Source organism: Caballeronia sp. HLA56, from assembly GCF_054655155.1.
Map to the genome: position 1 here is coordinate 238,135 of NZ_BAAHOB010000001.1, position 13,624 is coordinate 251,758.

Here is a 13,624-nt window from a genome sequence, read left to right on the forward strand (position 1 = left end):
CCTGATCCAATGAGCGATGCGACGCCAACCGTGGCCGTGGTCGATGACGACGAATCGGTCTGCCGGGCACTCAAGCGGCTGCTGCGTGCGGCCGGCATGGCGTCGGCGAGCTTCGGCACGGGCGACGCGTTGCTCGCCGCACTCGACGAAAACGACGCCGCATGGCGGCCCGACTGCATCGTGCTCGACGTGCAGATGCCAGGCATCAACGGGCTGGAAGTGCAACGGCGTCTGGCGGGCACCGACATGCCGATCGTCTTCGTCACGGCTCACGACGATCCCGCCGTGCGCGATACGGCGCTCGCTGCGGGAGCCGCGGCCTATCTGCATAAACCATTCGACGACGAAGTGTTCATCGGCGCGGTGCGCGCGGCCATTGCACGCGTGCGCGAGGCGCCATGACGTCCTTCCCGGCACCGCATAAAACGACGACACATGGAACGAGGGCCGGTTGCGTGCGCAGACGGTCAGGCATCGACGAAAACACTGAGAGGGAGTACCGAAATGAACAGCACGTTTCAAACCGCGCGGAGCCGGCGCGTGCGCCTGTCATCGAGCTTGGCGCTCATGCTTGCGACCGCGGTAACGCTCGAAGCAGCCGCGCAGCAGGCGATCTATTACCCCGCGCGCGGTCAAAGCCAGAGCCAGCAGGGCAGTGACGTATCGCAATGCCAGCAATGGGCGAAGCAGAACACCGGTATCGATCCGATGGCACTCGCGCAGCAGGCTAACCAGCCACCGCCAACGCAGCAACAGGGCGGACGCGTGCGTGGCGCGGCGGGCGGGGCGGCAGCGGGCGCCGCGATGGGTGCGATAGCCGGCGACGCAGGCAAGGGCGCGGCAGCGGGTGCGGCGGGCGGTGCAGTGATGGGCGGGGTGCATCAACGGCAGCAGCGGCGTGCGGCCGCGTCGCAGCAGCAGGCCAATCAGCAACAGGTCTCGCAGGAGATGACGACCTTCAACCGGGCCGTGTCCGCCTGCATGACGGGACGCGGCTACACCGTGCAATAGACGCGAGCCACGCGAGCGGAGACACTTATGCCGACTTCACCTTTGCGGATCTTCAAAGCCCCCGCTCCGGCTTCGTCGGCGTTCGTGCGCTGGCGGCGCGCGGGCATGCGCTTCGTCGGCGTCTCGTTGATGTTCGCCATCGCGGCATGCGAGAAGCAAGCGAGCGCGCCCAAGCCCGCCGCGCCCGAAGTTACCGTGATGACCGTCGAAGGCCACGACACGCCCGTCACGTTCGAATTCGTCGCGCAGACGCAGAGCTCGCGCGAAGTGGAGATCCGCGCACGCGTGGAAGGCTTCCTCGAAAAGCGCCTCTACACCGAAGGCGCGCTCGTGAAAGCAGGGCAGGTGATGTTTCAGATGGATCGCAAGCCGTTCGAGGCTTCGCTGCAAACCGCGCGCGGCCAGCTCGCGCAACAGCAGGCGCGGCTCACCGTGACCAAGGCGAATCTCGCGCGGGTGCGTCCGCTCGAAGCGCTGAACGCGGTCAGCAAGAAGGATCTCGACGACGCCATCGGCAACGAGAAATCCGCACAGGCTTCGGTGATCGCCGCGCAAGGCGAAGTACAGAACGCCGAACTCAATCTGGGCTATACCACCATCAAGAGTCCGCTCACCGGATTGTCGAGCTATGCGCGCATGCAGGAAGGCAGCTATCTCTCGGCAGGCAATTCGAGCCTGCTGACTTCGGTCGCGCAACTCGATCCCATGTGGATCAACTTCAGTCTCTCGGAAAACGAGGTCTTGAGCTATCGCGATCAGATCGCGAAAGGACGCCTGACCGCGCCCGCTGACAAGCGTTATATCGTCGAAGTCATTCTCGCCGATGGCTCGCGCTATCCGGATACCGGCCCGGTCGATTTCTTCGCGCCTTCGTATAACAAGGACACGGGCACGTTCCTCGTGCGCGCGGTGCTGCCGAACAAGGCCGGGCAGTTGCGCCCCGGCCAGTTCGTGCGCGCGCTGGTGCATGGCCTCACGCGGCCGAACGCCATTCTCGTGCCGCAACGCGCCGTGTTGCAGGGCGCGAAAAGCCACTACGTATGGTTGCTCGACAAGGACGGCAAGACGCCGCGCGAGCAAGTGGTGGAGGTGGGCGACTGGCTCGGCGACAACTGGTTCATATCGGATGGTCTGCGCGCAGGCGACCGCGTGATCGTCGATGGCGCGATACGCGTGTCCGCGGGCGCGCCCGTCAACGTGAAGGGCGATGCCGCGCCCGTTGCGCCGCCAGGCGAAGCGACCATCAAGGTCGAGCCAGCCCAACAGGCGAAGTGAGCGAAGGCCGCCATGAAATTCTCTCACTTCTTCATCGACCGGCCTATCTTCGCGATGGTCGTGTCGATCGTCATCACGCTTGCGGGCGTCATTGCCATGCTCGCGTTGCCGATCGCGCAGTATCCGGACATCACGCCCGCGCAGGTCACGGTGACGGCTCAGTATCCCGGCGCAAGCGCGGATGTCGTCACCAACAACGTGGCCGCGCCGATCGAGCAGCAGGTGAACGGCGCGGACAACATGATCTACATGAACTCGTCGAGCTCATCGACGGGACAAATGACGCTCAACGTGTTTTTCGATATCGGCACCAACCCGCAACTCGCGCAAGTGGACGTGCAGAATCGCGTGAACCTTGCGTTGCCGCAGTTGCCGCAATCGGTGCAGGCGCAAGGGGTGCAGGTACAGAAGAAGTCGTCGGCGTTCATGATGGTGATCGCCATCTATTCTCCGAGCAACCGCTACGACGCGACGTATATCGCCAACTACGCGAACATCTACGTGCTCGATGCACTGAAGCGCATTCCCGGCGCCAATCAGGCGAGCATCTTCGGCTTTCCGGATTACGCGATGCGCATCTGGCTCAAGCCCGAACGCATGGCACAGCTCGGCGTGACGCCTTCTCAAGTGCAGAGCGCGGTGTCCAATCAGAACCAGCAGTTTGCGGTGGGCAGTATCGGACAATCGCCGACGGGCACGCCCGTGCAGCAGTCGTTCGCCGTCACCACCACGGGACGGCTCGCCACGCCTGCCGAGTTCGAGAACATCATCATTCGCGCGCAGAACGGAGGCGCCGCTATCGTGCGCTTGAAAGACGTGGCGCGCGTCGAACTCGGACAGAAGGATTATTCGATCCGCAGCCGCTTTCAGGGCAAGCCCGCAACGGTGATCGCCGTGTATCAGCAGCCGGGCGCGAACGCGCTCGATGTATCGAAGCAAGTGCGCGCCACGCTCGAACAGATGAAGAAGTCATTTCCGGAAGGGATCGACTATCGCGTTTCGATGGATACCACCGAGTTCACGCGCGCTTCGATCGCCGATGTGATCCACACCTTCTTCGAAGCACTCGTGCTCGTGGTTATCGTCGTGTATCTGTTCCTGCAGAGCATACGCGCGACGCTCATTCCGGTGCTGGCGGTGCCGGTGTCGATCGTCGGCACGTTCGTGGGCATGTCGCTGCTCGGCTTTTCCATCAACATGCTCACGTTGTTCGGGATGGTGCTGGCGATAGGGATCGTGGTGGACGATGCCATCGTCGTGATCGAGAACGTCGAGCGCAACATGACGGTCTTCAAGCTGCCGCCGAAAGAAGCCGCGAAGCGCGCAATGGACGAAGTCTCGGGACCGGTCGTCGCTATCGTGCTCGTGCTATGCGCGGTGTTCGTGCCCGTGGCGTTTCTCGGTGGCATCACCGGGCAGTTGTACAAGCAGTTCGCCATCACGATCGCCATATCCGTGGTGTTCTCCGGGATCGTTGCGTTGACCTTGTCGCCCGCGCTCGCGGCACTGTTGCTCAAGCCCGAGCATGGCAAGAAGGCGCGCTTTTTCGTGTGGTTCGACAATGGCTTCGCGAAGATGACGCGCGGTTATTCGCGCTCGGTGGCGTTCGTCATCAAGCGCTCGGTCCTCATGTTGCTGATCTTCGCGGGCATGATCGGCCTTTCGATCTGGATGGTGAAGTCGATACCCACGAGCTTTTTGCCGCCCGAGGACCAGGGGTATCTGCTCGGCGCGGTGATCATGCCCGATGCCGCGAGCCTCGACCGCACCGGAGAAGTCTCGGAACGCGTAACCGATTACTTCATGAAGCAGCCAGGCGTGGACAGTATCACCACGGTGGATGGCTTCAGCCTGCTCGACAGTCAGACGAAGAACAACGCGGGTACGTTCTTCGTCGGCTTCAAGAGTTTCGATGAGCGCTACTCGTCCGCGAACATTCGCAAGCAAAATGCGCGCGCCGTGCTGCTCGGCGCGTACAAGAATTTGTCCACGGTGAGTCAGGGTATCGTGCTGCCCGTCAATCCGCCTTCCATTCCGGGCCTTGGCACGACGGGCGGTTTGGAGATGTGGATACAAAGCAAGGGCGATGCGGGCAGCGCGCAGATATCGGCCAGGGTGCAGGATTATCTGGCGAAAGCGAAGCAACGGCCCGAATTGCAGGGCGTGACATCCACGTTCAACGCCAACGCGCAACAGCTTCAGGTCGAAGTGGATCGTGCCAAGTCCGAAACGCTCGGCGTTCCGGTGCAGGATGTCTACAGCGCGATGCAGACCATGTTCGGTTCGCTCTACGTCTCGCAGTTCAACAAGGACAGCCGTCTGTGGCAAGTGATCCTGCAGGCGGAATCGTCGGAGCGTCGCACGCCCGAGGACTTGAATCGCATCTTCGTGCGCGGCAGTTCAGGCGAAATGGTGCCGTTGAAATCCGTGGTCACGTACAAGTACGTGACCGGTCCCGATCTGATCACGCGCTTCAACAATTTTCCCGCGGTGAAGATCACGGCCAACGCCGCGCCCGGTTACAGCACGGGGCAGGCCATGGCCGCGCTGCAGGACATTGCGACGAGCACGTTGCCGCAGGACTACGGTATTGCGTGGAGCGGTCAGGCATACGAGGAACAGAGCTCGGGCAGTTCATCGGCGATGGTGTTCGTCTTCGGCCTCGTCATGGTGTTCCTGATTCTCGCCGCGCAATACGAGAAGTGGTCGTTGCCGATGGGCGTCTTGCTCGCCGTGCCCTTCGCCTTGTTCGGCGCACTGCTCGCCATTCTGCTTCGCGGGCTCGACAACAACGTGTACTTTCAGATCGGCCTCACCATGCTCGTTGCGCTCGCGGCGAAGAACGCCATTCTGATCTTCGAGTTCGCGGTGCTCAACCGCGAAGCGGGCAAGTCCATCTACGAGTCCGCGATGACCGCCGCATCCGAGCGCCTGCGCCCGATCGTGATGACATCGCTCGCGTTCATTCTCGGCTGCGTGCCGCTTGCGATTGCGACGGGGGCATCGGCGAATAGCAGGCATTCCATCGGCACGGGTGTGATCGGCGGGATGCTGGGCGCCACACTCATCGCCGTGTTCTTCATCCCGATGTTCTATTACGTCATCGAGACCATGAGCGCCAGGTTCGGGTCGAAGAAGAAAGGCGAAGGTAAGGGCGAACCGGGTTCATCGCCCGCGGCGGACCATGACGGGCCCGCGACGCACGGAGGCGAATGACATGCGCTCAAACATAGCCATGAAACCGTCATCGCGTGTGATCGTGCTGATCGTGTCGTCGATGCTCGGCGGTTGTCTGCTCGGGCCGATTTACGAGCGTCCCGCCATCGAAACGCCCGATAGCTTTCGCTTCGCCGCACAGCAATCGAACGAGATCGCCAACACGGCATGGTGGGAGCAATTTCAGGACCCCGCGTTGAATCAGTTGATCGCCATTGCGTTGCAGGAGAACAAGGATGTGAAGATCGCGGCGGCGCGCGTCGATGAATTCCTCGGGCAATTTCAAGTCACGCGTTCGCAGCTGTTTCCGCAAGTGGGATTGGGCGCGAATGCCGAGCGCGAGCGCTTACCCATCGGGTCCGCGCAATTGCCGCCGGGCGTAGGCACGGTCATCAATCAGTATCAGCTCGCGTTGAATGCTTCGTGGGAAATAGACGTGTTCGGGCGCTTGCGGCGTCAGACGGAAAGCGCACGCGCTAGTCTGCTTGCAAGTGAGGAAGGCCGCCGAGCGACTATTTTGTCGTTGGTGGCTTCGGTGGCATCGACCTACATCACGCTCGTTTCGCTCGACCGGCAACTCGATATTGCGCGAGCCACGGTCAAGAGCCGGCAGGAGTCCGTGATCGTGTTCGGCCTGCGCTTTCAATACGGCGAAGTCTCGCAGATGGAACTGGCGCAGTCGCAGTCGGAGTATCAGGCCGCGCTCGCGACGATTCCGCAACTCGAACAGCAGATCGCCACGCAAGAAAACGCGTTGTCCATTCTGCTGGGCCGTAATCCGCAAGGCATCGCACGCGACCGCGAACTCGACGATCTGGCCACGCCGCAAGTCCCAGAAGGTCTGCCCTCGGAGTTGCTCACGCAGCGGCCGGATCTGCGTCAGGCGGAGCAGAACCTGATCGCGGCGAATGCGCAGATTGGCGCGGCGCGGGCGCTGTATTTTCCGTCGATATCGCTCACGGGCCTCTTCGGCACTGCAAGCACGCAATTCTCGCAACTCTTCACGGGAGCGGCGCGCGTGTGGTCGTTCGCGGGTGCCGTGACGCAGCCCATCTTCACGGGCGGAGCGATCAGCGGACAAGTAAAGGCGGCGGAGGCGCAGCAGCAACAAGCGCTTTTCTCCTATGAAAAAGCGATTCAAGTGGCGTTTCAGGATGTCGACGACAGTCTCATCACGCTAACCAAGAGCCGCGAAGCACGCGATGTGCAGGGCCGTCAGGTCGATGCCTTGCGTACCTATGCCAATCTCGCGCGGCTGCGTTACGAGGGTGGCTACACGAGCTATATCGAAGTGCTTGATGCGGAACGCAGCCTCTTCCAGTCGCAGTTGAGCTATACGCAGACGCAGGCCGCCGCGCTCAATGCCATGGTTTCGCTCTACAAGGCGATGGGCGGCGGCTGGGTCGCGGAAGCCGAGCAACGCACGGCAGTGGTCTACGACACGCGCGGCGCGGTGGTCAAACGCGATGCGAAGGACGAGCCATCGCCATGAACGCGCGCGCCAACATGCGTTTGATCGCCTGTCACGAATGCGATCTCCTGCAACATGAAACCGTGCTGCAAAGAGGCGGCGTCGCGCGCTGTGCACGTTGCGGCGCGCCGCTGTATCGCAATCGTCCCGATGGACTGAATCGCGCGCTTGCCTGCACGCTCGCCGCCCTCACGATGTTCTGCATCGCCAATGCGTTTCCTATCGTGGGACTCGAAGTGAGCGGCACGGTGGTTCAAACCACCCTGCTCGGCGCGGTGCGTGTGCTTTACGCCGATGGCATGTGGCCCATCGCGGGGCTCGTGCTCGCGACCACGTTCATCATGCCGCTTGCCGAGATGTGCGCCATGGCGTGGCTGCTCGTTCCACTGAGCAGGGGTTACGCGCCGCGTGCCGGACGTGCCGCCTTTCGCGCGTTGCATACGGTGCGGCCGTGGGGCATGACCGAGGTGCTGATCCTCGGCTTTCTCGTGGCGCTCGTGAAACTTGCGCATATCGCGAGTGTCGTGCCTGGCCTTGCGCTCTTTGCATTCGGCGGCGTCATGCTGCTGATCTCGGGCGCTTCGGCATCGTTCGATCCGCGCGAGGCATGGGCATTGATCTACAAAAGCAGCCTCGCCGATGCCCCTGCTTATCGCGGCCACGCGCGCACCGCGAAACAAGCGGGCTTCTTCGTCTGTCACGATTGCGCGCTCGTCTCCAAGGCGCCGCCGCATGCGCACGACGGAAACTGTCCGCGTTGTCATGCACGGCTGCACTTTCGCAAGCCCGACAGCATCGAGCGAACGTGGGCGCTGCTGATCGCCGCGATGGTGCTCTACGTTCCCGCCAACGTGCTGCCCGTGATGGATACGAGTTCGCTCTTCGGCGCGCAGAAGGACACCATCATGAGCGGTGTCGCGTATCTGTGGACTTCGGGTTCATGGCCGCTCGCGGTGCTGGTGTTCATCGCGAGCATTGCCGTGCCCATGCTCAAGATACTCGCGCTGCTCATGCTCGTCGTCAGCACGCAGATGCGCTCGCGCTGGCTGCCCGCGCGGCGCACGAAGATCTATCGCATCGTCGAGTTCGTCGGTCGCTGGTCGATGCTCGATATTTATGTGATCACCGTGCTCGTCGCGCTCGTGCAGTTTAATGCGCTGGCGACGATACGCGCGGGCGCCGCCGCCATTGCTTTCGGTGGAGTCGTCGTGCTGACGATGTTCGCGGCAATGGCATTCGACCCGCGTCTCATCTGGGACGCCGCGGACCAAGGACATGGCTGAACCTCCCGACATCAAGCGAGCGCCTCCGGATGAATTTCCCGAAGCCTTGCCCGCCCGCCGCCCGCGCTTCGGCATTTCGCTGATCTGGCTCGTGCCGCTCATCGCGGTGCTTATCGGCGGATGGCTCGCGGTGCAGGCCATCCTCGAGAAGGGTCCGACGATCACCATTACTTTCAACACGGGCGAGGGGCTCGAAGCGGGCAAGACCAAGCTCAAGTACAAGAACGTGGATATCGGCACGGTCAAGAGCGTGGTGCTCGCGCCGGATCACAAGCGCGTGATCGCATCGGCGGAAATGGCGAAGGATGCGGAACACATGCTCGTCGACGACACAAGCTTCTGGGTCGTGCGCCCGCGCATTTCAGGCGGCACGGTGTCGGGCCTCGGCACGTTGATCGGAGGCGCGTTCATCGGCGTGGATGTGGGCGTGAAGAGCGCGAAGCGTCACGACTATACCGGGCTCGAATCGCCGCCTGTCATCACGGCGGACGTGCCGGGGCGCGAGTTCGTGTTGAAGAGCCCGACCATGGGTTCGCTCGATGCCGGTGCACCGATCTACTTCAGGCGTCTTCAGGTGGGACAGGTGACCGCCTATGAGCTCGATGCGGACGGCATGGGCGTGACCATCCACATCTTCGTCAACGCCCCTTACGACAAGTACGTCAAGCTCGATACGCGCTTCTGGCAAGCGAGCGGCGTGGACGTCAAGCTCGATTCGACCGGTGTGAAGATGGACACGGAATCGCTCGTCGCGATACTCGTGGGCGGGCTCGCATTCGAAACGCCGGCGTCCTTGAAAGAGCTTGCCGATAGCTCGGATGATCAGGATCTGGCGGAAGCGCCTGCGAGCAGCGTGTTCCAGCTCTTCGGAACACGCCCCGAAGCGATGAAGCGGCATGATCGTATCGTCGATACCTACGTGTTCAATTTCAAGGAATCGGTGCGCGGTCTGTCGGTCGGCGCGGAAGTGGATTTTCGCGGTATCGTGCTCGGCGAAGTGACGGCGATCAATACGCAATACGATCCAGTGCGGCGGGAATTCAGCATCCCCGTACGCGTGAACTTCTATCCGGAACGCTTCACCATGCGCATACGGGCAGGCGACAAGACGGGACGTCTCGTGCCCGACCGGCATCAGCTCTTGCAATACATGGTCGAGCACGGCTTTCGCGGGCAATTGCGTACCGGTAGCATCCTGACGGGGCAGCGCTATATCGCGGTCGATTTCTTCCCGAACACGCCGAAAGAAAAGATGGACACAAGCGGCGATCCGCCGGAAATTCCGACCGTGCCGGGCGGCTTGCAGTCATTGCAGGACTCCGTGCAGGCACTCGTGGCGAAGTTCAACAAGATTCCGATCGAAGGGATCAGCAACGACCTGCGCGATACGCTCAAACAGGCGCAGGTGCTTATCAAAACGCTCGACACCGACGTCGCGCCACAAGCGAAAGCAACGCTCGCGGCTGCACGCGATGCGCTCGGCGCGACGAGCCGCGCGTTGCAGAGCGACTCGCCGTTGCAGACCAGCACCGCCGAAACCATGCGTGAGTTGTCGCGCACGGCCGCTGCATTCCGCAATCTCGCGGAGTATCTCGAACAGCATCCGGAAGCGATTCTGCGCGGCAAGCCGGAGGATAAAAGGTGATATACCGTTTCTTCGTTCCAGCGCTCATCGTCATGGTCGGCGCGTGTGGTGCATCGCCCAAGGCCGCGTTCTATACGTTAAGTCCCGAAGCTACACTGCAACCTGCCGCGAATGTCAGGCCCGTTCGCGTGACCGTGGGGCCCGTGACGGTTCCCGACCTTGTCGACAAGCCGCAAATGATCACGCGAACCATGCCGAACGAAGTGACCGTGAACGAGTACGCGCGCTGGGGCGAGCCGTTGAAAGAGAATATCGCGCGTACGTTGGCGGCGGATTTGTCGCGCGTGCTTGGCGTGGATAATGTGTCGATTTATCCGCCGAGTGCGGATATCAAGACCTATCAGCTACGCGTCGATGTGATGCATTTCGAATCCGTCATCGACGATTCCGTCACGCTCGATGCACTCTGGAGCCTTCGCGCCCCCGATGGTGTATCGCATTTCGACGGGCACACGCTCGTGCACGAAAACACGAAAGGCGATGGTTTCGCCGCCATCGCCGCGGCGCATAGCCGCGCGCTCGCGCAGATGAGCCGGCAGATCGCGGCCGCGCTCGGCGAGATGCGGCAATGAACGATGCATCACGTCGTAATTGAATCGCCTTCGGGCGCTTCGTGCGGCAGCGACCAGCCGAAGAATACCTGCGCGTCGTGCAGCTTGCCGGCTCGTATCGAGAGAATCTCCGTGTTGCGAAAGGCCTTGCCGTCGAGCATGCGCGCATCGTACGTGACGAACACATGTTCGCCGTCCTGCCTCATGTGAACGAAGTCGAAGGTGGCGATTGCGTTCGCGTTCGGCCAGCAACGCGCGAAGTAAGTCGCGCGGTCGAGACGGTTATCGCGAGGACTCGTGAAATGGAAGTCTTTCGCGATGAGCGCTTCAATAGCGGCACGATCCTTCGTCACATACGCTTCATAGACACGTCGCGCGACTTCAACCGGGTCGAGAGTTGCGTCGGGCATGAGTTCCTCCTTTGCGATAGGCTTCGGGTTGCGTGCGCGATTCATCGTCACGTCTCATACGACGTTCGAGCGATCGCGGAATCGACGTATGGTCACGCGTCGTGCGCAAAATCCAACAATAGCTTCGCATGAGACTTGAGTCGGAGGCGTGTATTGCCGGCTCTTGTCGACAGGAGACGGTTACATGCCAGCAAGACGCCTTATTTCCGCGCTGCTCAGCGCTGCATTGCTCGCCTCACTTCCCATTCAATCCGCCCTCGCGGACGATACCCCCACCGAAACGATTACCGTGGCAGGACTTTCCGAGCCTTCGGACATCCTGGTGGATCGCTGGGGCGTGCCGCATATCTACGCGGCCAACGACAGCGACGCGTTCTTCGTGCAAGGCTTCAACGCCGCGCGCGATCGTCTGTTCCAGATCGATCTATGGCGTCGTCGCGGGCTTGGCGAACTCGCCGAAGTCTTCGGGCCCGCGTATGTCGAGCAAGACAAGGCCACGCGGCTCTTTCTCTATCGCGGCGACATGGAGACCGAATGGAAGCGCTATGGACCCGATGCCAAGCCGGCCGCGACGCGCTTTGCAGCAGGCGTCAACGCGTATATCGACTGGCTTGCCGAGCACCCGGACCGCATGCCTTATGAGTTTCGCAAAGTCGGTTACTGGCCCGCGAAGTGGGGCGCGGACGATGTCGTGCGTATCCGCAGTCATGGCCTGACGCGTAATTTGACGAGCGAAGTGGCGCGTGCGCGCGTCGCATGCAAGAGTTCGCTCGATGCCGATTCGGTGCGCTTCGGTTTGCAGCCACAGTGGAAGCCGCAGATGCCCGCGGGGCTCGATCCATGCCTGCCCGACGATGTTCTCAAGGTCTTCACGCTGGCGACGCAAGGCGTGCGCGTGACGAAGGAGTCGCTCAAGAGCGCGGATGCCTCGACTTCGATGATTGCCGCTGCCGACAATCCCGAGGAAATCACCGAGGGCAGCAATAACTGGGTCGTCGCGCCGGGCAAATCGGCGACGGGCCGCGCGATCATGGCGAACGATCCGCATCGCGCTTATGCCGCGCCGAGCCTGCGCTATATCCAGCAGATCAGCACGCCGACGCTCGATATCATCGGTGGCGGCGAGCCTTCCTCGCCGGGCATATCCATTGGTCATAACGGGTCCATTGCGTACGGTCTCACGATCTTCAACATCGATCAGGAAGATCTCTACGTCTACGAGTTGAACCCCGTCGATGCGCGGCAGTACCGCTACAAAGGTGCATGGGAGCCAATGCATGTCGTGCACGAGACGATCAACGTACGCGGCGCAGCGCCCGTCAAAGCGGACCTACTGTTCACGCGTCATGGTCCCGTCATCTACACGGAAGACAGCAAGCATCGCGCATACGCCGTGCGTACCGCATGGCTCTCGCCGGGTATGTCGCCTTACTTCGATTCCATGCGCTACATGCGCGCGAAGAACTATGCGCAGTTCAAGTCGTCGCTTGCGACCTGGGGCGCGCCCACGGTGAATCAGGTCTATGCGGACACGCAAGGCAACATTGCTTGGGTGCCAAGCGGCCTTGCGCCTGTTCGTCCGAACTGGGATGGCCTCATGCCCGTTCCCGGCGATGGCCGCTATGAATGGTCCGGGTTTTGGCCGCGCGACGCAATGCCTTCGGTCTATAACCCGTCGCAAGGTTACTTCACTACATCGAATGAAATGAATCTGCCGGCGGGCTATCCCTATGCCGAACGCAAGCTCGGATTCGAATGGACCAACGGCTCGCGGCATCAGCGTATCGACGAAGTGTTGAAGTCGCTGGACAAGGTATCGATCGAAGATTCCGAGCGCTTGCAAAACGATGATCTGTCGATACCCGCACGTCGTCTCGTCGCGTTGTTGCAGCCTCTTTCCAGCGACGATGCCGACACGCGCGCGGCACTCGGCATGCTCAAGGGCTGGGATGCGCATATGCGCGCCGATTCGGCACAGGCCGCGCTCGAAGAGGTCTGGCTCTCGCGACATCTCGGCCGCGCATTCAAGCAAGCTGTCTTGCCGAAGGACGCGGCGGCTTCATTCGGTGCGCCGGACACGGCCGTGATGCTCGACTCGCTCGAACATCCGGCCGCGCGTTTCGGTGACAACGCTGAAGCGAAACGCGATGCCGTGTTGCTGTCGAGCCTGCGCGACGCTTATGCGGAGATGTCGCGCTTGCAAGGCAACGACGCTACGCGCTGGCAGTGGGGCGGGCTTCAAACCAATCTCAACGCGCATCCACTGGCCGATGCCGTCGATGCCGACACGCGCGCAAAGCTCAACGTCGGGCCCATGGGTAAGGGCGGCAGTGCTTATACGCCGAATCAATCGACGTATCGCGCAAGCGATTTCCGCGAGACCAATGGACCATCGTTTCGCGTGATCGTCGATGTCGGCAATTGGGATGCATCGCGCGCGGTGAATCTGCCGGGCGAATCGGGCGATCCGGATAGCCCGCATTACCGCGATCTCGCGCAGATGTGGCTCGATGGCGAGTACTTCCCGCTGCTCTATTCGCGTAAGGCCGTCGAGGCCGCGACCGAGAAGCGCGTGCACCTTGTTCCAGAGACGCGTTGATCGCGCTTGAGTTTTTAGCAGGACGATGGGAATAGATTCCGGCATGGGCGGGTTTACGAATTGAAGCCTCAGCGCTCGAAGATTCAAGAGAGTCGAGCGTGTTCGATGAGGTTCCTGGGTCGTCATCGATCCAGCCAAACCCTTTCTTGCCGGAGTCTTGCAT

The 13,624-nt window shown here is 61.7% G+C and carries 10 protein-coding genes; 9 read left to right on the forward strand and 1 reads right to left on the reverse strand.

Features of this window, described 5'->3' with window-relative positions; all coding sequences use genetic code 11:
• Positions 1 to 9: 9 nt before the first annotated feature.
• The 8 genes from ACYQ47_RS01185 (at position 10) to ACYQ47_RS01220 (ending at position 10,473) form a co-directional block, all read left to right on the forward strand.
• Complete coding sequence (locus ACYQ47_RS01185; protein ID WP_250467481.1) at positions 10 to 402, forward strand: response regulator transcription factor; 393 nt, start codon at positions 10 to 12, stop codon at positions 400 to 402.
• A 102-nt stretch (positions 403 to 504) separates the two neighbouring features.
• Positions 505 to 1,011, forward strand: a complete 507-nt coding sequence (locus ACYQ47_RS01190) for a glycine zipper domain-containing protein (protein ID WP_459904235.1) — start codon at positions 505 to 507, stop codon at positions 1,009 to 1,011.
• Between the two features lie 105 nt (positions 1,012 to 1,116).
• A complete protein-coding gene (locus tag ACYQ47_RS01195) occupies positions 1,117 to 2,286 on the forward strand; it encodes an efflux RND transporter periplasmic adaptor subunit (protein WP_370652218.1) in 1,170 nt (389 codons plus the stop codon).
• A gap of 12 nt (positions 2,287 to 2,298) precedes the next feature.
• Positions 2,299 to 5,502, forward strand: a complete 3,204-nt coding sequence (locus ACYQ47_RS01200) for an efflux RND transporter permease subunit (protein ID WP_459904236.1) — start codon at positions 2,299 to 2,301, stop codon at positions 5,500 to 5,502.
• Between the two features lie 19 nt (positions 5,503 to 5,521).
• Positions 5,522 to 6,994 (forward strand): efflux transporter outer membrane subunit, encoded by a 1,473-nt coding sequence (locus tag ACYQ47_RS01205; RefSeq protein WP_459904811.1) that lies wholly within the window; start codon positions 5,522 to 5,524, stop codon positions 6,992 to 6,994.
• Complete coding sequence (locus ACYQ47_RS01210; RefSeq protein WP_250526980.1) at positions 6,991 to 8,256, forward strand: paraquat-inducible protein A; 1,266 nt, start codon at positions 6,991 to 6,993, stop codon at positions 8,254 to 8,256. Before ACYQ47_RS01205 ends, ACYQ47_RS01210 begins: the two co-directional genes overlap by 4 nt.
• Positions 8,249 to 9,901 (forward strand): PqiB family protein, encoded by a 1,653-nt coding sequence (locus ACYQ47_RS01215; protein WP_459904237.1) that lies wholly within the window; start codon positions 8,249 to 8,251, stop codon positions 9,899 to 9,901. Before ACYQ47_RS01210 ends, ACYQ47_RS01215 begins: the two co-directional genes overlap by 8 nt.
• Positions 9,898 to 10,473 carry a PqiC family protein gene (locus ACYQ47_RS01220; protein WP_250467476.1) on the forward strand — a complete coding sequence of 192 codons (576 nt, stop codon included), beginning with the start codon at positions 9,898 to 9,900 and terminating at the stop codon, positions 10,471 to 10,473. Before ACYQ47_RS01215 ends, ACYQ47_RS01220 begins: the two co-directional genes overlap by 4 nt.
• 8 nt (positions 10,474 to 10,481) lie before the next feature.
• Here ACYQ47_RS01220 and ACYQ47_RS01225 read toward each other — a convergent pair whose 3' ends face one another.
• Positions 10,482 to 10,862 (reverse strand): nuclear transport factor 2 family protein, encoded by a 381-nt coding sequence (locus ACYQ47_RS01225; RefSeq protein ID WP_459904238.1) that lies wholly within the window; start codon positions 10,860 to 10,862, stop codon positions 10,482 to 10,484.
• Positions 10,863 to 11,046: 184 nt separating this feature from the next.
• Here ACYQ47_RS01225 and ACYQ47_RS01230 point away from each other — a divergent pair, with 184 nt between their 5' ends.
• Positions 11,047 to 13,461, forward strand: coding sequence for a penicillin acylase family protein (locus ACYQ47_RS01230; protein ID WP_459904239.1), 2,415 nt, complete (start codon positions 11,047 to 11,049; stop codon positions 13,459 to 13,461).
• Positions 13,462 to 13,624: the final 163 nt, after the last annotated feature.

Bases quoted from the DNA above. Each gene is read 5' to 3' on its own strand.
- ACYQ47_RS01185 (WP_250467481.1), top strand. From the start codon at position 10: ATGAGCGATGCGACGCCAACCGTGGCCGTGGTCGATGACGACGAATCG.
- ACYQ47_RS01190 (WP_459904235.1), top strand. From the start codon at position 505: ATGAACAGCACGTTTCAAACCGCGCGGAGCCGGCGCGTGCGCCTGTCA.
- ACYQ47_RS01195 (WP_370652218.1), top strand. From the start codon at position 1,117: ATGCGCTTCGTCGGCGTCTCGTTGATGTTCGCCATCGCGGCATGCGAG.
- ACYQ47_RS01200 (WP_459904236.1), top strand. From the start codon at position 2,299: ATGAAATTCTCTCACTTCTTCATCGACCGGCCTATCTTCGCGATGGTC.
- ACYQ47_RS01205 (WP_459904811.1), top strand. From the start codon at position 5,522: ATGAAACCGTCATCGCGTGTGATCGTGCTGATCGTGTCGTCGATGCTC.
- ACYQ47_RS01210 (WP_250526980.1), top strand. From the start codon at position 6,991: ATGAACGCGCGCGCCAACATGCGTTTGATCGCCTGTCACGAATGCGAT.
- ACYQ47_RS01215 (WP_459904237.1), top strand. From the start codon at position 8,249: ATGGCTGAACCTCCCGACATCAAGCGAGCGCCTCCGGATGAATTTCCC.
- ACYQ47_RS01225 (WP_459904238.1), bottom strand. From the start codon at position 10,862: ATGCCCGACGCAACTCTCGACCCGGTTGAAGTCGCGCGACGTGTCTAT.
- ACYQ47_RS01230 (WP_459904239.1), top strand. From the start codon at position 11,047: ATGCCAGCAAGACGCCTTATTTCCGCGCTGCTCAGCGCTGCATTGCTC.